The 20,034-nt window shown below is 32.6% G+C and carries 21 protein-coding genes; 6 read left to right on the plus strand and 15 right to left on the minus strand.

The features are described 5' to 3' along the window. Positions 1-130 precede the first annotated feature (130 nt). The 10 genes from C4S29_RS08740 to C4S29_RS08785 all read right to left on the minus strand — a co-directional run bounded on the left by C4S29_RS08740 (position 131) and on the right by C4S29_RS08785 (position 9,316). Positions 131-2,638 carry a M1 family metallopeptidase gene (locus C4S29_RS08740; RefSeq protein WP_103913772.1) on the minus strand — a complete coding sequence of 836 codons (2,508 nt, stop codon included), beginning with the start codon at positions 2,636-2,638 and terminating at the stop codon, positions 131-133. Between the two features lie 76 nt (positions 2,639-2,714). Next, on the minus strand, positions 2,715-3,023 hold the full coding sequence (locus C4S29_RS08745; RefSeq protein WP_103913773.1) for a type II toxin-antitoxin system RelE/ParE family toxin: 309 nt from the start codon (positions 3,021-3,023) through the stop codon (positions 2,715-2,717). Next, the gene (locus tag C4S29_RS08750) at positions 3,020-3,259 is read right to left on the minus strand and encodes a hypothetical protein (protein ID WP_103913774.1); all 240 of its coding nucleotides are present in this window, start codon (positions 3,257-3,259) and stop codon (positions 3,020-3,022) included. The genes C4S29_RS08745 and C4S29_RS08750 overlap by 4 nt, the downstream gene beginning before the upstream one ends. A 106-nt stretch (positions 3,260-3,365) precedes the next feature. After that, positions 3,366-3,635 carry a hypothetical protein gene (locus C4S29_RS14680; RefSeq protein ID WP_146063297.1) on the minus strand — a complete coding sequence of 90 codons (270 nt, stop codon included), beginning with the start codon at positions 3,633-3,635 and terminating at the stop codon, positions 3,366-3,368. Positions 3,636-3,879: 244 nt separating this feature from the next. Next, on the minus strand, positions 3,880-4,674 hold the full coding sequence (locus tag C4S29_RS08760; RefSeq protein WP_103913776.1) for a thymidylate synthase: 795 nt from the start codon (positions 4,672-4,674) through the stop codon (positions 3,880-3,882). A 276-nt stretch (positions 4,675-4,950) separates the two neighbouring features. Further along, positions 4,951-5,391, minus strand: a complete 441-nt coding sequence (locus tag C4S29_RS08765) for a hypothetical protein (protein ID WP_103913777.1) — start codon at positions 5,389-5,391, stop codon at positions 4,951-4,953. Between the two features lie 98 nt (positions 5,392-5,489). Then, positions 5,490-6,839: an alpha-amylase family glycosyl hydrolase gene (locus C4S29_RS08770; RefSeq protein WP_103913778.1), complete on the minus strand. Its 1,350-nt coding sequence runs from the start codon at positions 6,837-6,839 to the stop codon at positions 5,490-5,492. Between the two features lie 85 nt (positions 6,840-6,924). Next, positions 6,925-7,485, minus strand: a complete 561-nt coding sequence (locus C4S29_RS08775) for an IS1096 element passenger TnpR family protein (RefSeq protein WP_103913779.1) — start codon at positions 7,483-7,485, stop codon at positions 6,925-6,927. Positions 7,486-7,601: 116 nt separating this feature from the next. After that, positions 7,602-8,630 carry a sensor histidine kinase gene (locus C4S29_RS08780; RefSeq protein ID WP_103913780.1) on the minus strand — a complete coding sequence of 343 codons (1,029 nt, stop codon included), beginning with the start codon at positions 8,628-8,630 and terminating at the stop codon, positions 7,602-7,604. 8 nt (positions 8,631-8,638) lie between these two features. After that, the gene (locus tag C4S29_RS08785) at positions 8,639-9,316 is read right to left on the minus strand and encodes a response regulator transcription factor (RefSeq protein WP_103913781.1); all 678 of its coding nucleotides are present in this window, start codon (positions 9,314-9,316) and stop codon (positions 8,639-8,641) included. Positions 9,317-9,756: 440 nt separating this feature from the next. Between C4S29_RS08785 and C4S29_RS08790 the strand changes: the two genes are divergently transcribed. Together C4S29_RS08790 and C4S29_RS08795 are read left to right on the plus strand one after the other, a co-directional pair. After that, positions 9,757-12,258: a TonB-dependent receptor domain-containing protein gene (locus C4S29_RS08790; protein ID WP_103913782.1), complete on the plus strand. Its 2,502-nt coding sequence runs from the start codon at positions 9,757-9,759 to the stop codon at positions 12,256-12,258. A gap of 32 nt (positions 12,259-12,290) precedes the next feature. Continuing rightward, complete coding sequence (locus C4S29_RS08795) at positions 12,291-13,514, plus strand: hypothetical protein (RefSeq protein ID WP_103913783.1); 1,224 nt, start codon at positions 12,291-12,293, stop codon at positions 13,512-13,514. Positions 13,515-13,619: 105 nt separating this feature from the next. On the opposite strand, the gene C4S29_RS08800 is transcribed toward C4S29_RS08795, so the two are convergent. From C4S29_RS08800 to nadE, 5 genes are read right to left on the minus strand one after another with little or no spacing between them, the layout of a single operon-like run. After that, a complete protein-coding gene (locus C4S29_RS08800) occupies positions 13,620-13,901 on the minus strand; it encodes a barstar family protein (protein ID WP_103913784.1) in 282 nt (93 codons plus the stop codon). A 1-nt stretch (position 13,902) separates the two neighbouring features. Then, positions 13,903-14,502 (minus strand): Zn-dependent protease, encoded by a 600-nt coding sequence (locus tag C4S29_RS08805; RefSeq protein WP_103913785.1) that lies wholly within the window; start codon positions 14,500-14,502, stop codon positions 13,903-13,905. After that, on the minus strand, positions 14,499-14,996 hold the full coding sequence (locus C4S29_RS08810) for a ribonuclease domain-containing protein (RefSeq protein WP_103913786.1): 498 nt from the start codon (positions 14,994-14,996) through the stop codon (positions 14,499-14,501). Before C4S29_RS08810 ends, C4S29_RS08805 begins: the two co-directional genes overlap by 4 nt. A gap of 3 nt (positions 14,997-14,999) precedes the next feature. Continuing rightward, positions 15,000-15,572, minus strand: a complete 573-nt coding sequence (locus C4S29_RS08815; RefSeq protein ID WP_103913787.1) for a hypothetical protein — start codon at positions 15,570-15,572, stop codon at positions 15,000-15,002. 2 nt (positions 15,573-15,574) lie between these two features. Beyond that, positions 15,575-16,366, minus strand: coding sequence for an NAD(+) synthase (nadE, locus tag C4S29_RS08820; RefSeq protein ID WP_103913788.1), 792 nt, complete (start codon positions 16,364-16,366; stop codon positions 15,575-15,577). A gap of 158 nt (positions 16,367-16,524) precedes the next feature. On the opposite strand from nadE, the gene gldB reads away from it, so the two are divergent. The 4 genes from gldB to C4S29_RS08840 all read left to right on the plus strand — a co-directional run bounded on the left by gldB (position 16,525) and on the right by C4S29_RS08840 (position 19,757). Next, on the plus strand, positions 16,525-17,508 hold the full coding sequence (gene gldB, locus C4S29_RS08825) for a gliding motility lipoprotein GldB (protein ID WP_103913789.1): 984 nt from the start codon (positions 16,525-16,527) through the stop codon (positions 17,506-17,508). A 112-nt stretch (positions 17,509-17,620) separates the two neighbouring features. Next, positions 17,621-17,947 carry a gliding motility protein GldC gene (gene gldC, locus C4S29_RS08830; RefSeq protein WP_103913790.1) on the plus strand — a complete coding sequence of 109 codons (327 nt, stop codon included), beginning with the start codon at positions 17,621-17,623 and terminating at the stop codon, positions 17,945-17,947. Between the two features lie 88 nt (positions 17,948-18,035). Then, the gene (locus C4S29_RS08835; RefSeq protein ID WP_103913791.1) at positions 18,036-19,181 is read left to right on the plus strand and encodes a cystathionine gamma-synthase; all 1,146 of its coding nucleotides are present in this window, start codon (positions 18,036-18,038) and stop codon (positions 19,179-19,181) included. 84 nt (positions 19,182-19,265) lie between these two features. After that, complete coding sequence (locus C4S29_RS08840) at positions 19,266-19,757, plus strand: DinB family protein (RefSeq protein WP_103913792.1); 492 nt, start codon at positions 19,266-19,268, stop codon at positions 19,755-19,757. Positions 19,758-20,034: the final 277 nt, after the last annotated feature.

The raw sequence follows: 20,034 nt of genomic DNA on the forward strand, positions 1-20,034 counted from the left end.
AATAGCCCCGATTGAAGGGAAAATCCTTTTTAAAAAAATGCACCGAAAAGGTGCATTTTTTTAAAAAGATTGGAATGAAAAGCGGGTACAATCTTCGCAAAAAGCGAAACCCGTCTTGCTCCTAATAAAATTATTTATAAGCCTCGATTGTTTTGCTAATATCTTCAACTTGGGCTTTTAAACTTTCGCTTGTAGGATTGGCTTTTAGTGCGTCTGTTTTTTTCGCCAAACCGTCTTGCAACATTTTCACAATCATCATTTTGGCTTGCGGATTGGCTTCAACTTGACCTTTCGCCTGCATCAAAATTTTGGTAATATTGTGCGTTGCTTTGGTGTTATCAGACGTCATGATCCAGTTGAAACCTTCTTCGGCTTTTGCGCCCAATTCTGGTTTTTGGAATTTTAAAAATGGATAAAAAGCGACAAGATTGCCAATTGCAGGCATTTGAGCGGTGATTTTATTGTCGACAATTGTTGGCAAAAGTGTCATCATCAAATCATCTGACGCGGTAGAAAGATCTAACTTATCAGCCAACGCCACGACTTTTGAAGGATCTAAATTAGCAATTCCTGCGAGTGAACTGGCTTTTACGGCATTTGAAACGGCAGACATATTTTTCTCAAACCAAGGTAAATATTTTGGATTTTTAGTCTTCACTAAAGCAGAAATTGCGGCCGCTTGCACCAATGTTTTAGAATCATTTTGGGCTAATTTTTCAACTTCGCTTAATGCTAATTTTGCTTCGTCGGCATTTGTTAAATCTAAAGCATCCAAAGCCTGAATTTTTATTCTAAAGAAAGGATCTTTCAAAGCAGCAACCAAAGTTTTAAGCGCGGCAGGATTTTTATCGGCATTTTTCGCGGCATCTTCTACGGCCAAATATCTGGCTAGAAAATCTTTAGAACCTGTATATTGCATTAAATATTGCTCTGGCGTTTTGGTTTCCGTAATCTCGGAAATAATGACACCGTCTGGATTTAGATTAATTAAATCTGGATTTTTTGCCGCAGAAAAAGTGAAAGAATTTTTTGCTTTTGCATCTACCCAAACTGTTTCTCTTTTTGCAACACCATTTACAAAAACATCAATATCTAAAGGAAATTGAAATAAATTGCTTTGCGTTTGCGCAATTGAAACCGTTACTTCTTTTTTCACGGGTTCGTAAGAAGTGGTGTAAGTTAATTTTGGATTTCCAGCGCCGTAATACCATTGGTTGAAAAACCAGTTTAGATCTCTTCCTGACACTTTTTCTAATGACAATCGCAGTTGTTGCGCTTCTCCATTTCCGTAAGCGTTGGTTTTAAGGTAATCATTTAATCCACCGAAAAAAGCATCATCACCTAAATAACGACGCAACATATTTAGAATTCCGCCACCTTTGTTGTAAGAAACGGCATCAAAAACATCTTCGCGAGAATTATATTTAAAACGAACCAAATCTTTTGTCGCGTTTTTTGGATTTCTTTTATAACCATCAATATCGTTCATCAAATGATAATCTGCGGCATCTTTTCCGTATTTGTGTTCTTCCCACAAATATTCAGAATAATTGGCAAAACTTTCATTCATGGTAATGTTACTCCAACTTTCGGCCGTTACCAAATCGCCAAACCATTGGTGAAAAAGTTCGTGTGCGATGGTATCTTCCCATTTATTTTCGTCAATTAAATCGCCGGCTTTTTGATAAGCACCTTCGCCGTGCAAAGTTGCGGTTGTATTTTCCATAGCGCCAGAAACGTAGTCGCGACCAACCATTTGCGAATATTTTTGCCATGGGAAAGGATAGTTTAAAATTTTTGAATAAAAATCTATCATTTCTGGTGTGTTTCCAAAAATACCTTTTGCGTAAGGTTCGTATTCTTTTTCTACATAATAATCTACGGGAACATCTTTCCATTTGTCTTTTACCACAGCAAAAGGACCAACTCCCATAAAAAATAAGTAAGTAGATTGGCGTTTGTCCATCACCCAGTGATCAGTTCTTAAATTATTGCCTTCGTCTTTGGAATCTTTTAAAACACCGTTTGAAAGCGTTACATATTTTGACGGAACCGTCATGTAAATTTCGTCTGTTGTTTTTTGGTTCGGTTTATCAATTGTAGGGAACCACGCAGAAGAAGATTCTGTTTCACCTTGCGTCCAGATTTCTGTTGGTTTATCGGGATCTTTTCCGTCTGGATTAATGAAATATAAACCTTTTGCATCTGTAATAGCAGCACTTCCTGCTTGTTTTACTTCATTTGGGCGCGCTGTATATTTGATGTAAACCGTGTAATCTTGGTTTCGGTTATAGGTTTTGTCTAAATTTATTTTTAAAATATCATTGCTATAATCATATTTTAAGGGTTTATTTTTTCCGTTTTCTGAAAGCGAAACATCGTGAATCAACATTCCTTTTGCGTCTAAAACTAAAGAATCTGTCGGGTAAAAATACGGACTTGCAGTTAACCATTCTTCGCCTGCCATTTGCTGTTTTGCATAATCAAAACTGACTTTTAATTTGGTGTGTTTTAGTTCAGTATGCTTTGTGTGGGTTTGTCTGTAAAGGGAAACGCCGGAAGTATCGGTTTGTGCAGTGGCAAGATTTCCGCTAAAAAAAGCGGCGAAGAAAAAGACTGCGATTGTAAGTTTTTTCATTTATAGGATTTTTTAAAGTATCTTATTAGTGTAGATTTTGAGGAAATTGTTAAAAATTAGGTAAAAATAATTTTATCTAATTTTCATATAAAAGTTCGCTTAATTTTTTGGGATCCTGTTTGCAATGCCAGAAAAGTTTAATAATAACATCTTCAGCAACAATTTCATAAATTAATTTTACTTGCTTTTTTCCAATAAATGTAAAACGTAAATTTGGGAAATCCTTTAATTTTTGGTGTTGAACAATTCCATCATTTAAAGTTTGGTTAAACTTTTTGATATCATTTCTTAAAATCGCTAGTTCTTTATTTGTCCATATTCTACGAACGAAATCTGTAATTTCTTCCAAGGAATTCAACGCCGTTTCCGTAAAAATAATTTTCATTTTTTATTGAAAATTGAATCCATCAATTCATCAGAATATTCTTCGAATCGTCCTTCTTCAAAATCCTTTTGACTTTGTTCTAAAACTTTCTTGAAAACATCAGAACTTTCAATTTCGTCCCAAGAATAGGTCTCGTCTTCAGAAATTTCCACGCTTTTTACACCTTTTAATTGCAAAAGCATTTTTTTTAGAAATGATATATCGGCTTTATCTTCAAGTTTTACAGTGAGTTCCATATCTGAATTTTTAGTAAAGTTAATAATTAATTTGAAAACTTTGTAAAAGTTACTCTCTTTGCTTGGAAAACTTTAACAAAGAGAATAAATAATATTTTTTTCATATTTAACTAAATTTAATTTTAATATCGCTTTCATATTTTTGCAGAACATTAAATTCAATTGCAAAATCGCGAATTTTTTTTATTTGAGTTTCAGTTAAATCTGAATTGCCAGATTTTAAAGAAAAAAGCAGACGTCTTTTACTAAAAATTGAAATATTAAATTTACCAAAAATCAGTCTCCAAAAGCCAGAATCTTCATCGATAATTATTGACAAATTTTCAAAGTTCACTTTTTCAATATTTATAATTCCAAATAAGGTTTTGTTTTCCATTTTTAGAATTTTTTCTGTCTCTAAAATTTCAATTTTAGTTATAAAATTTGATGTTAGATCACGATAAATATTTATAATTAAAACACCTACTAAAACTGAATATGATAAATTAAATTTTGGAAATGATTCGGAAAGAACATAAACAACTATAAATAATAACAATAGTTTGCAATAATTTTTTATTACTTCTTTTGCTTTTAGTTTTTTATTATAAGTGTAGATTGTTTTCAATTTGCAAAAAATTTTATACCGCAACCGGTGCTTTAATTCCCGGTTCTGGATTGTAATTTTCTAAAGTGAAATCTTCAAAACTAAAATCGAAAATATCTTTAATTTCTGGATTTAGTTTCATTGTCGGCAATTCCTTTGGCGAGCGTGAAAGTTGTCTTTCAACCTGCTCAAAATGATTATTATAAATATGAACATCACCAAAAGTGTGCACATAATCTCCCACTTGTAAATCGCAAACTTGCGCCACCATCATCAAAAGCAAAGCGTAACTCGCAATATTGAAAGGAACGCCCAAAAAAACATCCGCACTTCTTTGATAGAGTTGCAAAGATAATTTTCCGTCGGCTACATAAAACTGAAACAGCGCGTGACACGGCGCCAAAGCCATATTTGAGATTTCTGCAACATTCCACGCTGAAACAATTAATCTGCGGGAATCTGGATTTTTTTTAATTTGATCAATTACATCTGTAATTTGGTCGATTACTTTTCCATTCGCGCCTTCCCAACTTCGCCATTGTGCACCATAAACTGGACCAAGATTTCCATTTTCATCTGCCCATTCATTCCAAATTGAAACGCCGTTATCCGTTAAATATTTAATATTTGTATCGCCTTTTAAAAACCAAAGCAATTCATAAATTATTGATTTTAAATGGACTTTTTTTGTTGTCACCAAAGGAAATCCTTTAGATAAATCATAACGCAATTGATAGCCGAAAATACTTCTGGTTCCCGTTCCAGTGCGGTCGGTTTTGTCGGTTCCATTGGTTTTTATATGTTTAAGAAGGTCGAGGTAGTTTTGCATTAAAATTAATTTGAAAATTTGTAATATTCACAAAAATAAAGAAAATTTTCTTTATTTATTTTAACATGTTCTTTTGTCTTGAAACAAAAGAACCAAAAATTCAAGACTGGAAACTCACCTAAAAATTAAATTTTTAACCTAAAATTTTCAAACTTGCGCGGATAGCAAATTTTTGCAATAAATAAAGATTTTTGCCGCGCTTCAAACACTGAAAATTTTTTAACGGTTAAAAGTTTAATTTTCTTTACGGCTCCGTTTCCTAGGTCAGTTAAAATACTACCAAATTTTTATAATTTTTTGCTTGATATTATTTAAAGAAAAAAATTCATATTCTATTTTTCCATTCATTGCTTTTGCTAAAGGACTTTCTGGTGAGATCAAAAATATTTTTTGTTTATTAATTTCAATTGTTCCTAAAGAAACTGAAATATAAAACAAACCGTTTGAAGTTTCAACCAAAGTTCCAAAACCAATTGATTTATTAGCAGAAAGTGGAATTAACTTTAAAGAATTTTTGGCTTTAATATTTTCATTTAACTGAACTTGAAGATTATTAATTTCCTGTTGCACCATTTCGCGTGTGGTTTCATATTTATCGCCCATCGAACTTTTGGTTTCGTTGTTGGAAGCGCGTGTTTCGGAAATCAGATTTTCTAAAGTTTTTATTTTTAAATCTAATTTTTCGTGGATTAATTTTAAAATTTCGGGTTTGTTCATTTAAAATAAAAATAGATTTTGGCTAAAGCCTCTAAAATTCTTTTTAATTAAAAACGGGCTAAAGCCCGTTCCTATTGATAATATTTGATTTTAAAAATCTAATTTTTCACATAAACCGCATAACCCGAAACCGGCATTTTAAAAGATTTATTGGTAGAAAAATCTCGATTTTCTTTGGTGAATAATTCTTTAAAATTACCAGAAACTTCTGCATCATCAAGCGTGAAATCTACTGGTTCTTTGGACATATTTAAAACAACTAAAACCTCATCTTTTCCATTTTTGCGGATGTAGGCTAAAATTTTATCGTCGGCAGACGTTTTTACAAAATAGGTTTTCACGTTTGGATCGCCGCCGCGCAAAGCAGAATTGGTGGATTTTAAATTAAATAGAGTTTTATAAAAATCGGCTAATTGGTAAGTTCCGTTCCATTCGATTGGGTCTTTTTCAAAAAATTCCAAACGTTTCATATTTGGTAATTCTTGCCCAGAATAAGTTAAGGGAATTCCATTCCAAGTGGCTGAAAAGACAGCCAAAGGTTTTGCAATCACGCCATATTTTTCATATTCTGTGCCGTTCCAAGTGTTTTCATCGTGGTTGCTGGTGAACAAAGCGCGCATGGAATTATCGCCAAGTGCGGAATATTTTACTAATAAATCTCTTAAATCTTGAAGCGGTAGATTTTTCTTGTAATAATCTTCCGTTTTGTGCATCCATGTCCAAGAATAACTGGCATCAAAGACTTTTCCATATTCTGGATTATCCAACTCATCAAATTCTCCGATGAAAAATAGTGGTTTTATTTTTTCTACTTCTGGTCGTGCTTGTTTCCAAAAATCAACTTCTACCCAACTTGCCAAATCGCAACGAAAACCATCAATATCTGTATTTTTTACCCAAAATTTCATGGCGTCAATCATTGCTTGGCGCATTTCTGGTTTGCTGTAATCGAGTTCAATAATATCGTCCATCCCACTTGCGCGGTGAAAACTTCCATCGGCGTCGTGCAGATAATATTCTGGATGAGTTTTCGTCCAAACATGATCCCATCCTGTGTGATTTGCAACCCAATCGATGATTACATGAAAGCCCATTTTGTGCGCTTCATTCACCAAATTTTTAAAATCTTCCATCGTCCCAAATTCTGGATTGATAGAAGTATAATCTGAAGCCGCGTATTGACTTCCCATAGTTCCTTTCTTTTCTTTCTGCGCAATTGGTGTGATTGGCATAAACCACAAAGTGCCGACTCCCATTTTTTTCAGTCGTGGTAATTCTTTTGCAAAAGCGTTGAAGGTGCCTTCTTTAGTGTATTGTCTAACATTAACTTCGTAAATGTTGGTGGTGTGTTTCCAGTCTTTTGGTGATTCCATTTTGGTTTGGTTATTTTTTTTTGAACAAGATATTACTGCGAAGCCAAGAACAGCCAATAAAATTATTTTTTTCATCGTAGGTGAAATTTTAAAAATTAAAAAGAAAGCGAAAGATAATAAATTTTTCCATAAAAAAACCCGAGAATATCGGGTTTAAAATTTAAATATCATCATCGAAAGTATCGTTGTAGCCATCATCAAAATCATCGTCATCATCAAAATCATCTGTATCTTCTTTGAAATCTACAACATCTAAATCTTCAAAATTCATATCATCCGTCATTTTTGAAACTTTTGACGTGGATGCACCGGTTCTGCTTGGCGCTTTTAACGGTACATTTCCAAAACGAAATTGTGTGATTGGATAGTTGACGGAAGGTTTTTCATCTATAATTTCTAATAATTCGCAGAAAAATTCCCACAAATCCATAAAACCATATTGAAATCGCATTTTTGCGCCCACTTGTGGAAAGCCTTCTTTTAGATAAATGTCAGACATTATTTCGCCATCGCCATCGTCGCTCATATCTTCTAAAGGAATAGCTTGCAACTCGTTCCAATCATCATCTGAAAAGTAGAATGAAGACAATTCATCGCCCGGTAAACTGAAGGCACTTTTGATGCCTAAATGAAGATTCCACAAAGTCTGTTTTTCCTTAATACAAATATCTCGGAAAATGCTGTCTTTCGCATCTAAAATTACTCTGATTTTATAAACCATCTGAATCCTTTTTTAATTTTAATAGGTTTGAACTGCAAATATAACACAATTGAAAAATGACTAAAAAAAAATATGGTTTTTTTTCTAAAAAATATTTTTGTAATTGCAGCGAACTATTATACCAAATCTAGCAAAAAACTAAATGTTGTGCCTTCTAAATAAGTGCTTTCAACATGAATTTTTTCTTGATGTGCTTCTAGAATGTGTTTTACAATGGCCAGGCCAAGACCAGACCCACCATTTTGCCGATTTCTACTGCTTTCTACACGATAAAATCTTTCGAAAATGCGCGGCAACAGTTCGGGTTTTATGCCCATTCCGTTGTCTGAAACTTCAACTAAAACTTTCCTTTTTAAAACATTTGTCTTAATTGTAATTTGGGCTTTTTCTCTATTGGAATAATGAATGGCGTTCGAAAGTAAATTTATTAAAACCTGAGAAATTTTCTGCTTATCGGCTTTAACTAAAATAATGGCTTGCGAATTTTGAAGTGAAACTTTAGATTGTTTTTTTTGTGCCTCAAAATCTAATAAATCAATAGTTTCTCTTATAATCGAATTAATATCAAATTCGGAAATATTCAAAGAAATTTGCCCACTTTCATATTGGTTAATCATGTCCAAATCTTTCACGATAGAGAGTAGTCTTTCCACAGATTTATCAATTCTCTCGAGGTATTTATCTCGGATGTTTAAATCTTCCACGCCGCCATCCACCAAAGTTGCAATATAGGCCTGAATTGAAAAAAGTGGCGTTTTTAATTCATGTGAAACGTTTCCCACATAATCTTTGCGGTAAATTTCCATTTCTTTTAGCAAGCTAACTTCGGTGGCATTTTTCTCCGTTAAATCTATAATTCTTTCGCCTAACTGTTGGAAATTTAATGTTTCGTTTTGGGCTTGCAAATCGTCTGGCAAAAAGTTAGACATTTTTTGGATTTGTTTTTTACCATAAGTAGCAAAAAGCAAGTTTAAAACGATGTAATTAATAAAAAAAATTAAAAAAATGCTAACAATAATTTTATATAAAAATGTGGGTTTTAAAATTTCTTGTGATGTGTGCACATAATCAAACAGCAATGCCGTAAAAATCATGACCAAAGTAAGAAATAGACTTGCGAAAAAGGTAAGTTTGTGGAAGCGCATTTTAGTATTTAAACAATCAATTTATAACCAACACCTTTGGAAGTTTGAATAAAATTTAAGCCAAATTTTTCACGCAAACGCCTTATATGAACATCAATTGTTCTTTCGCCCACCACAACTTCGCTTCCCCAAACTTTATCTAAAATTTCTTCGCGCGTAAAGACTTTTTCGGTATTTGAAGCCAAGAGAAAAAGAAGATCAAACTCATTTTTGGGAAGCAAAAATAATTGCCCGTTTTTAGAAACACGGAAATTATCTTTATCAATAATTAAATCTTTAATTTCGATAACAGAATTGCTTTGAAACTCTTGATTGGTTAGTTTTAGAAGTGCATTTATTTTAGAACGCAAGATTTTTGGTTTGATTAATTTTACGATAAAATCGTTCGCACCTGCTTGGTAACCTGCTAATTGCGTATATTCTTCACTTCTAGCAGAAAGAAAAACGATTAAAGTGTTATCTAATTTTTTGATGGCGCGCAATTCTTGGCAAGTTTCTATTCCGTCTTTTTCAGGCATCATCACATCCAGTAAAATTAAATCTGGGATAATTTCTATCGCCTTTTGCAAGCCTTCTATTCCATTTAATGCGGTGGAAACGTCGTAACCATCTTGTTGAAGATTATAAGAAATAATCTCCAAAATATCTGGTTCGTCATCTATTAGTAATATTTTTTTGCCTTTCATTTCCAGATTTTTATTGTTTTTAAAGGTGAAATGGTATCGCCTAGTTTAGTTTGTTTTTATGTATTTATTGTTTGCTGGCGATTTCATTTCCAGATTTTTATTGTTTTTAAAGGTGAAATGGTATCGCCTAGTTTAGTTTGTTTTTATGTATTTATTGTTTGCTGGCGATTTCATTTCCAGATTTTTATTGTTTTTAAAGGTGAAATGGTATCGCCAATCTTCATTGATCTCTATCTACTTAATTTAATAAGGGCGATTTCATTTTTAAGTTTAACTGTAAAGATAAAAAATTAGTCGTTCCTATTTTAGGAATAGTTAAAAATTTACAAATTGTTAATATGCACTAAATTTCTTAAGATATTGGTAACAAAACCTTAAAACTGATTCAATACACTTGGCAGAAATTTCTAATTTCCTTGCAGCAACATTTAAAGAAAATTATGAGGCTTCAAAAAATAGGTATTTCAGTATTATTTCTCTACAGTTCGGTTTTAGTTTTCGGACAAAAGACAAAATCTGATTCTGTAAAAAGCGAAAAAAAAATAGAAGGTGTAATTCTGCAAGGTTCTACCAAAAAGAGCAACGCAGATAATCTCATCAATCTTCAAAAAAAATCAATTGGTATTACCGAAAATGTGGGTTCAGATCAATTGCAAAAACAAGGCGTAAGTGATGTTTCTACGGCATTAACAAAGGCATCTGGCACACAAAAACAAGAATCTACGGGTGCCATTTTTGTACGTGGATTAGGCGATAGATATAATGAAACAACTTTGAATGGATTACCAATTCCATCAGACGATCCTGAAAACAAAAATATCGATTTAGCGATTTTTAAAACTTCTATGGTAGAATATTTGTCTTTAGACAAAGTTTACTCTCCTACTTTTTTAGGTGATTTTGGTGGGGCAAATATTAATATTGTATCTAAAGAATTTTCTGGCAAACCTTACATTAAAATTGGTTTGGGAAGTGGTATTAATTTACAAACATTTGACAAAAAAGATTTTAAATTACAAAACGGAGGCCCTGGATTTTTTGGATATAAAGTTTCTACTTTTAAAAGTAATGTGGATCCGCAGGTTACTTATCCTTTTACCACTTCTTGGAATTTTAAAGATGCTAAAAATCCTTTTAATTCTAACTTCAATTTAGAAGCTGGAAAAAGTTTTACTTTTAAAAACGGAAAAAAACTGTCAGTTTTTGCATACGGCGGTTTTGATAATGACTATATCTATAGCCAAGGAAAAGAAGGCTTTTTTGATTCTACAGGTGCTTTCATAAAAGAACTAGATAAGGTGGAACGCTATACTTATAGCACAAATACTACTGGATTATTTAATGCGACTCTAAAACTCAACAGTAATAATAAAATTTCTTATACCAGTAATTTCATCCATACTTCTGTGCAAGATGCAAGATTTTACACAGGGAAATTGAGAGAAATCGGTAGCCAAAATCAAATTTATATTGCTAGAAATGATAATAAAATATCAAATCTTTGGATCAATCAATTATTCGGAAATCATAAAATTTCTGATACTTGGACGGCAGATTGGGCTTTAGGTTATAATATGCTCGATACAAAAAGACCAGATCGCTTGCAAAATACCTTTGATATTACAGATCCTACTTCACCAAAATTATTAACGGGAAGTATTATTCAAAACCACCGTTATTATGATGATTTAAAGGAAAATACCATACTCGGTTTTGTACATTTAACCAAAACATTAAATCAATTTAAAATTAATTTTGGCTATGATGGTCAATTAAAAAAACGTGATTTTAATTATACCACAATCGGCTTACAACTCAATTTCGTGCCCTCTTTTATTGATGTAAATAATGTGGATGGTATTTTTAACCCCGCTAATAATTCATCAATAATCTATAATACGCTTCGCGGTTACGGACACGGCGTTTTTGATCCTTTCTTTTATAATTTTAAACAAATCATTCATTCTAGTTTTTTAAATGTTGATTATAAAATTTCGGATCGATTAACCGCGCAAATTGGTGGAAGATACGATTACATCAATATTGATAATACTTGGGATTCTTCAGAATTAGGAGCAGGTGTGAAAGTGACGCGTTATAATAAATTTTTACCCGCTTTAAACGTAAAATATGAAGTATCCGACAAGCAAAATTTGAGATTTGCCGCATCTAAAACTTATACTTTGCCGCAACCCAAAGAACTCGTTCCAATTGCTTATTACGACGTTACGAATAACACATACGGGAACCCAAAAGTATATCCATCAGACAATTACAATGCTGATTTAAAATGGGAATACTTCCCGAAACGTGGCGAAGTTCTTTCGGTAACTGCTTTTGGAAAATACATTAAAAACCCAATTGCAAGAACGACCTATTCATCTGCTTCTTCAAGCGATATGACTTATTTTAATATCGCCGATTACGGTACTATTTTCGGCGCGGAAGTAGAAATTAGAAAAGATATTTATGATTGGGGGAAAACCAGACTCTATACTTTCTTAAACGGAAGTTATATGAATACCAATCAAAAATTAAATGCAGATAAAGTCGCTAGAGAAAACGGAAAAAGCATCGAATTTAGCGGACAAACCAGTGAAAAAATTCAAGGTGCTTCAGATTTTCTAGCGAATGTAAATTTAGGTTTGAACCATAAATTTGGCGCTAAAAAAGATTTTGACTTTGTGGTTTCTTACGCTTATGTCGGTAGAAGTTTATACTCCATCGGAACTAATAATACAGGTAATTTTTACCAAAAACCAATCAATGTTTTAGATGCTACATTAAATATCAATCTAGATGGAATCGGAATTGGAATTTTTGCGAAAAACTTGCTAAACCCGAATTACATCATCACCCAAGAAAACAAAGCAGGAATTTTTACCAATAGAGATTACACGAGAGGCAGGGAGTTGGGATTCAATATTTCTTATAAATTTTAATTAAATAAAATATCACTTAAAATTAATTACTCATGAAAAAGTCAATTTTTAAAGCAATCCATTTACTTGCTTTTACAACGCTAATTGCTACTGCGGTAACATCTTGCGGACGATCTGCAACTGAAGACGTTGTGGCACCAACTGGACCAACCGTAAATCCGGCAAAATTTGAAGGCCACATCACAACAGGACAAACGGTTACTTTAGATGCGACACAAACTTATCACCTTACAGGAAGTTTAATAGTTGATAACGGAGCAACTCTTGTAATTCCCGCTGGAACACACATTGTCGGAGAAAAAGGTGCCACTTATCTTTTAGTAGATAGAGGCGGAAAAATTTTCATCAACGGAACTGCTGCAAAACCAGTTTTATTTGATGGTGCGCAACACGGACAAGGTTATTGGGGCGGTGTAGTTTTACTTGGCAATGCACCTTCAAACAGAAGTGCAGCCGGAACTTCTACTTCAGAATTAGGAGATTTAACTTATGGTGGTACAAATTCTTTAGATTCTTCAGGGATTATTAATTACTGCATCATTTTAGACACAGGTTTTAAATATAATCCTGAAAAAGAATTCAATGGTTTATCACTTTTCGGATGTGGAAGTGGAACCACTATTTCTTACGTTTACATTGCAGACGGTGCAGATGACCCATTCGAATCCTTTGGTGGATCACCAAAATATGACCACTTGGTTATGATTGGCAATCAAGATGATTCTTTTGATTGGACGGAAGGATTTTCTGGTTCAGCAAGTTATATTTATGCTGCAAGAAATAAAAAATACCAAAACGGAACAGATCCAGGAAATAGAGGTATAGAAGCAGATACACAAGATACAGATCCAAATACAACTAACGGAAATGGTGTTTCTAACCCAGATATTTCTAATGCTACTTTTATCGGAAATACCGCAGGATCAGAATCTCAAGGTATGAAATTGAGAGCAGGAAGCAATGGTAAATTTAACAATATCGTCATTGCAAACTTTTCAACAGGTTTAGATTTTGAAACCGACAGAACTTATGATTGGTTTAAAGGTGGAGCATATCTAAACAATATAAAATTTGTAAATGTTGCTACAAAGTGGAAATCTAAAGCAAGCACAAAATATCCAACTGCTCCAGATATGTCAACCGCTTTTACAGAAAGTACCACTGCAACCGGCGCTGGAAATGGAACTGCGCTTCCAGATTGGGCAAAAGGTTGGACAGGTCTTACATCTTGGGATATTGCAGATTCTAGCAATTAATTGATACCCAATTTTTAATTGATATAAAATAAATTTTTCATAGAATTTTCACTCTTCATATCAATCAGAAAATCCTGCATCTCGCGGGATTTTTTGTTTTTTCTTTCATTCAAATTGTTCTAGATAAAAACTGAAAGAAAAACCTTCCACTTCATCTTCCGTATCTTCTAGAGTTTCTAATAAATCTTCAAAGGTTTCTAACTGATCCACGCTCATATTTATAAATTCTATATGAAACGGTAGTTCCAACTCGCCAGAAATCACATCTGAAAGCGCATCTAGATTATCACCAAAATAATCTGGCAAAATTATTTTAGATTTTAAGTCTGCGTAGAAATCTTCATAATCGCCGATGTTTGTGAAGTCTATATAAATTGTTTTTCCCATTTTAGTTGAATTTCCAGTTTTTTGTTTTTAAATAATTTTTACATTTTTCACAGAAATCGGTTTCTTCATTTGTCGGATTTCCGCCTTCTGCATCCCGCATAAAACAAGTTTTTATAGGGCAGTGATTTAATCCTTCCGTGTGTCCCAACTCGTGAATCGCAACTTTATAAAATTGCTCATTATTTTTTTTATCTAATCTAAATTTTGATGCAACGCAGGCTTTTCCTGGTTTAAAACCTAAACCCATAATTCCAAAATCTGGATTTTTTCCTTTTGTTACACTTATATCTTTCGATGTTAAACCTAAAGTTATAAATCCGTTTGCCGTTTTTGAATTCAAATATTTAATAATTGAATCGGCTCTATAACGATTTCTTGGTGCATAATAAGAATTTTTAGGAAAATCAATCGGTTCTAAAACTCTTATTTCAGGATAAATTTTTCTAATATTTTCTACCACCTCTTTTAAATCTCTTTGGCTTAAATCTTTAAAAGGCTGAATTAAAATAACTTTAGGTTTAATGGTTGTTTCTGAAATTTTTTCCTTCGAACAACAAAATAAAATTAAAAAAAATAGCAAACCAAAGTATTGTAATTTCATTGCTTTTGAAAACTTTTATAATGATCGGTCGTCAAATAAACATCGCCGTTTTTTGTAAAAATTATGCGGTCTGCGTTTCGGTTTCCGCAATTGTAATTGACGTCCGCTTCAAAATATTTTTCTCCTGAAGGCAGTTTTTTTTCTCGGTTGCTAAAATAATCACCGCCAATTGCTTTTCCCGGCAAAACCTCACAAAGATTTCCTTTCGATGAAATCCAACCTTGTTGTTTTGCTTCGTTTTTAGTTAAGTAAAATTCTGGCAAATGGTGATTGGTTTTTACATAAGAAATCACTTTTTCTGCTTTTGTAATTTCTGAAATATTGGCAGAAGTATTTTGATTATTTGATTTTAAAACCTCAGTTTTTGTATCGTTATTTTGATTTTCAGCAGAAGTATTTTTCTTTGGAAAACCATTAAACAGATACATCACCAAAAACATCCCCATTCCACCGAATAAAAAAGCGAGGAAAATTTTTCTTTTTTCTGGATTCATAAGTTAAAGTTGATGATTAATATTTGACTTTGAAATTTCAAGTTCTTTTTTGGCAAGAATTATCATTAAAATTAAATAAACTACGAAAAAATAAAACCCATATTTGAAGTCTGAAAATTCTTCTATAAAACCAGAACGGATAAACAATATTGTTGAAATAATCATTAAAAGCAAATTCAATAGAGATAAAATCAGAAAAAGCAAAAATTTATTGTAAAAAGCAAAAACAACGGATAATGCACAATTTATCACTATTAGCAAATAAAAAAACATCGGAAGAGAATTCCAATCAAAGTATTTTTTCAATTGGAAATCTTTTTCGTTTAATTGTGTTAAACCACTTAACTGATAAGCATTTAAATTAACTTCAATTTTCGCTAAACCATCTAATTGATATGTTGGAATATCAACAGTTTTTGGTTGTTTTCCAATTTGTTTCTTTGTATCGAAATCTCCTATTTGAGTTGAATCTGCAATCTTTACAGGTTTATGACACATTCTCAAAAATGGCATAAAAAAAATCAGAAAACAAATTGGTGTAAAATATTTAAATTTTAAAATTATTAATTTCTTCATTATTAATTTCTCCACTCTTCCGGAATATCACACACCGGAATTGGGTTTATTTTGTGTTGCGCGGCTTTGTTCATTTTAGAAAATATTTTAAAAACTTCCAAATCTCTTCCGTGATAATCCGCTTCCGTTTTTGTTCCCCATTCTTTTTGAATTTTTTCTAATTCTGGGTAAGTTGCGCCAATTTGCTGCTCATCAGTTCTGTCAACATCCCACAAACCGTCCGTCGGAACTGCTTCCTGAATACTTTTAACCAAATCTAAATCACGAGACAATTGGTAAACTTCCGTTTTATATAAATCTGCAATCGGCGAAATATCGACACCGCCGTCGCCATATTTGGTGTAAAAACCGATGCCAAAATCTTCTACTTTATTTCCTGTTCCGCAAACCAAAAGTCCGTTTATTTGGCCATAATAATACAACGTAAGCATTCTTAATCTAGAACGTGTATTGGCAAAAGCCAATTTTTCTGCAGGAAATTTTTCATCATCCACATCAAACGTTTTGTATAATTTTTCAAAAACCGGCGTTAGATTTACCGACATTCCTTCTACATTTGGAAATTTACTTTTCAAATCTTCAATGTGTTCTTTGGCGCGATTTACTTGGTCTTCTTTCTGGCGAATTGGCATTTCTAAAACTAAAACTTTTAAACCTGTTTTTGCACATAAAGTGGAAACTACGGCAGAATCTACACCACCTGAAACACCTACAACATAACCATTTACACCTGCTTTTTCAGCATAATCTTTAAGCCAATTTACGATATAATCTATTACTTTTTGTGATTGCATTTTTTATTTTTTTTAAATTAAACTGAAATTGTAATAATTAAATTTTAAAATCACGAAGGAATTTTTTGTTCAATTTGGATATTTCATTTCTATTCCCTACACAAGTTTTCCGCTAAATTTTCACTAATTTTGCGTGAAAATTTAACTTGGTAAAAATAATGAAGTTTTTTAAATATTTTATGCTTTCGGCGGTTCTAATTTTTGTACTAAATTCTTGCAAAAAAGATTCTGCAAATAAATGGGACATTAAAATTGAAAATGAATTTCCAAATGTGAAATTAACAGATATTTCTAAAGAATTTTACGATTCTACAGTTTCTTTAGAAGAGTTTAAAAAACAATATCCTTGGTTTCAAGGAAGCGTTACAGATGCCGATTATAGCGCAAGAAGAGCCGATTCAGCAGAAATAAAAATTTACAAAGAAGCAATTGCAAAAATAGACCAACAAAAATTAAAAACCGAATTGTCTTCACTTTTTGCGCATATTCAATATTATTTTCCCGATTTTAAAACGCCACAAGTTTATCTATTTTCTTCTGATTTGCAGATGGCGCAAGACCCCATTTTTTTAGAACCAAAAAATAATTACCTTTTTATTGACATCACTGGTTTTATGGGAGAAAACAACCCGAATTATAAAGGCATGGATCTTTATATTCAAAAATCCATGAATCCACAAAACATCATCCCAAAAGTATCTGACATTATTGCAAATCAACTCATTAGACCAGATGCAAAACATCAAAAGTTTTTAGATAAAATTGTTTTTCAAGGAAAAATTTTAACGCTTCAAGATGTCTTTTTGCCACAAGAACCAGATTATCTTAAATTGAATTACACACAAAAACAATATGAATGGTGTGAAGCCAATGAAGAAAATATCTGGAATTTTTTCGTAGAAAACAATCTGGTTTATAGCGATGATGCACGATTGGAAGAACGTTTCATGTCGAAAGCGCCATTTTCTAAATTTTATACAGCGATCGATAATGAATCTTCGCCACAAGTTGGAAATTTTGAAGGCTGGCAAATTTGTCGGAAATTTTTCAAAGAAAAACCAAATACTACTCTACAGGATTTTCTGAAAATGGATGCCCAAACTATTTTTAATGAGGCACAATATAGACCGAAAGTTGATTGATATAGTAATTAAGTGTTTGAGTATAACAAAATAATTTGATAATTTGATAATTTGATAATTTGATAATTAAAAAGAATCTTTTAATTTTTAACCCTTTAATTAAATAAAAAAAATGCGTGAAACCAACATAAATATCCGTGTAGAACTCGATGAAAACCACGTTCCTGAAAAATTGTATTGGAATGCCCAAGATGGCGGAATTGAAAATGAAGAAACAAAAGCAACCATGATTTCCGTTTGGGACGACAAAAAAAAGGAAGCCTTAAGAATCGATCTTTGGACTAAAGATATGCCAGTGGATGATATGAAAATGTTTCTTCACCAAATTTTATTATCAATAAGCCACACTTACGAAAAAGCCACTGGCGAAGAAGATGTGGCACAATGGTTGGAAGATACCGCCGAAACTTTCGCGGTAAAAGCAGCAATAAAAATGTAAAAATAATATAACAATTTGCAAATGTAAAAATGTAGCAATTAAAACATTGGTAAACTGTTAGACTATTAAATTGTTAAATTAGAAAAATATGAAATTCAATACCAAAGTAATTCACGGAAATCAACACCCAGAACCTACAACCGGCTCAGTAAATGTTCCCGTGTTTTTAACTTCCACTTTTGCACAAAAATCACCCGGAAACCCAATCGGAGAATACGAATATTCCCGCGCTGCAAATCCCACAAGACAAGCGTTGGAAGACAGTTTGGCAAGTATCGAAAACGGCACAAAAGGTTTGGCATTTGGTTCAGGTTTGGCTGCGATTGACTGCGTTTTAAAACTATTAAAACCTGGCGATGAAATTATCGCTGTAGATGATTTATATGGGGGAAGTTACCGACTTTTCGTGCGTTTATTCGAAAAATATAATTTAAAATTTACCTTCATTAATTTTGATGATGTTTCAAAAGTTGAAGATAAAATCACGGATAAAACGAGATTAATCTGGATTGAAACGCCGACAAATCCGCTAATGAAATTGGTAGATATTAAAGCCGTTTGCGATTTGGTAAAAGGAAAAAACATTTTAGTCGCTGTTGATAATACTTTTGCAACACCTTATTTGCAAAAACCATTAGATTTAGGCGCCGATATTGTGATGCATTCTGCCACAAAATATTTAGGCGGACATTCCGATTTGGTTGCGGGCGCGTTAGTTGCGAAAGATGAAAAATTAGGCGAAGAACTTCATTTTATTCAATTCGCAAGTGGCGGAATTCTTGGACCGATGGATTCTTACTTGGTTTTAAGAGGTATTAAAACTTTGGCTTTGCGCGTACAAAGACATTCTGAAAACGGAATGAAAATCGCGGAATATTTAGAAAATCATCCGGCGGTTGATAAAGTTTTTTATCCAGGATTAAAATCTCATCCGCAAAATGATTTAGCCCAAAAACAAATGTCAGATTTTGGCGGAATGGTTTCTTTTACCTTTAAATCAGGAAAAAAAGAAGATGCTATTAAATTTTTAGAAAACTTAAAAGTCTTTACTTTAGCAGAATCTTTGGGCGGCGTAGAATCTTTAGCCAACCATCCTGCATTGATGACACACGCTTCAATTCCTGCAAAAAAACGCGCAGAATTGGGCATTACCGACGATTTAATACGTTTAAGCGTCGGCATTGAAGATGCTGAAGATTTATTGCAAGATCTGGAAAACGCTTTTTCTAAATAATATAACAATATATCAGTTTAACAGTTTAGCCATATTTTTAAAATCGTTAAACTGTTAAATTTTTGCATTGGTAAATTTACTAATATGACAGAATTTCAAAAATACATTCAGCGTTATTTGGATCTAATTCCGACAGACCATTTTTTTGACGAACTTGGTCAATCTGAAAAAGCAACTTTAGCCATTTATTTAAATTTAAACGATGAATCTGCGCTTTATAAATACGCAGAAAACAAATGGTCTTTAAAAGAAATTTTGCAGCATTTGATTGATTGTGAAAGGATTTTTCAATATCGTGCGTTGGCGATTTCCCGCGGTGAAACCCAAAATTTACCGGGATTCGATGAAGAAATTTATGCTAAAAATTCAAATGCAGACATTCGAAATGTTTCAGATTTAATTGCAGAATTTTCTTTGGTTAGACAATCTTCCATTTTATTATTCAAAAGTTTTACAGCCGAAATGCTTTTAAATAAAGGTTTTGCGAATGGAAATGAAATTTCTGTGGAAACAATCGAAAAATTGATTGTGGGACATAATCTGCATCATTTGAATGTGATTAAAGAAAGGTATTAAAAGAGTAAATTTTTACAAATCGATAGGAACGGGCTTTAGCCCGTTTTTAATTTTGATTAAACAATTGGCTTTAGCCAAAATCATAATTTACAATTTCAAAGAATATTTTTAATGAGATAGGTTTTGGCTAAAGCCAAAAATGATTCCAACCATTAAGCGGGCTAAAGCCCGCTCCTATTGATCAAAACCTAAAACGTATTCAAAAAGGTGAAATCATTTACTATACGAAAAAATCACTAGGAACGGGCTTTAGCCCGTTTTTAATTTAGATAAATTG

Origin of the sequence: Halpernia humi (assembly GCF_900108025.1) — a bacterium.
Lineage (GTDB): Bacteria > Bacteroidota > Bacteroidia > Flavobacteriales > Weeksellaceae > Halpernia > Halpernia humi.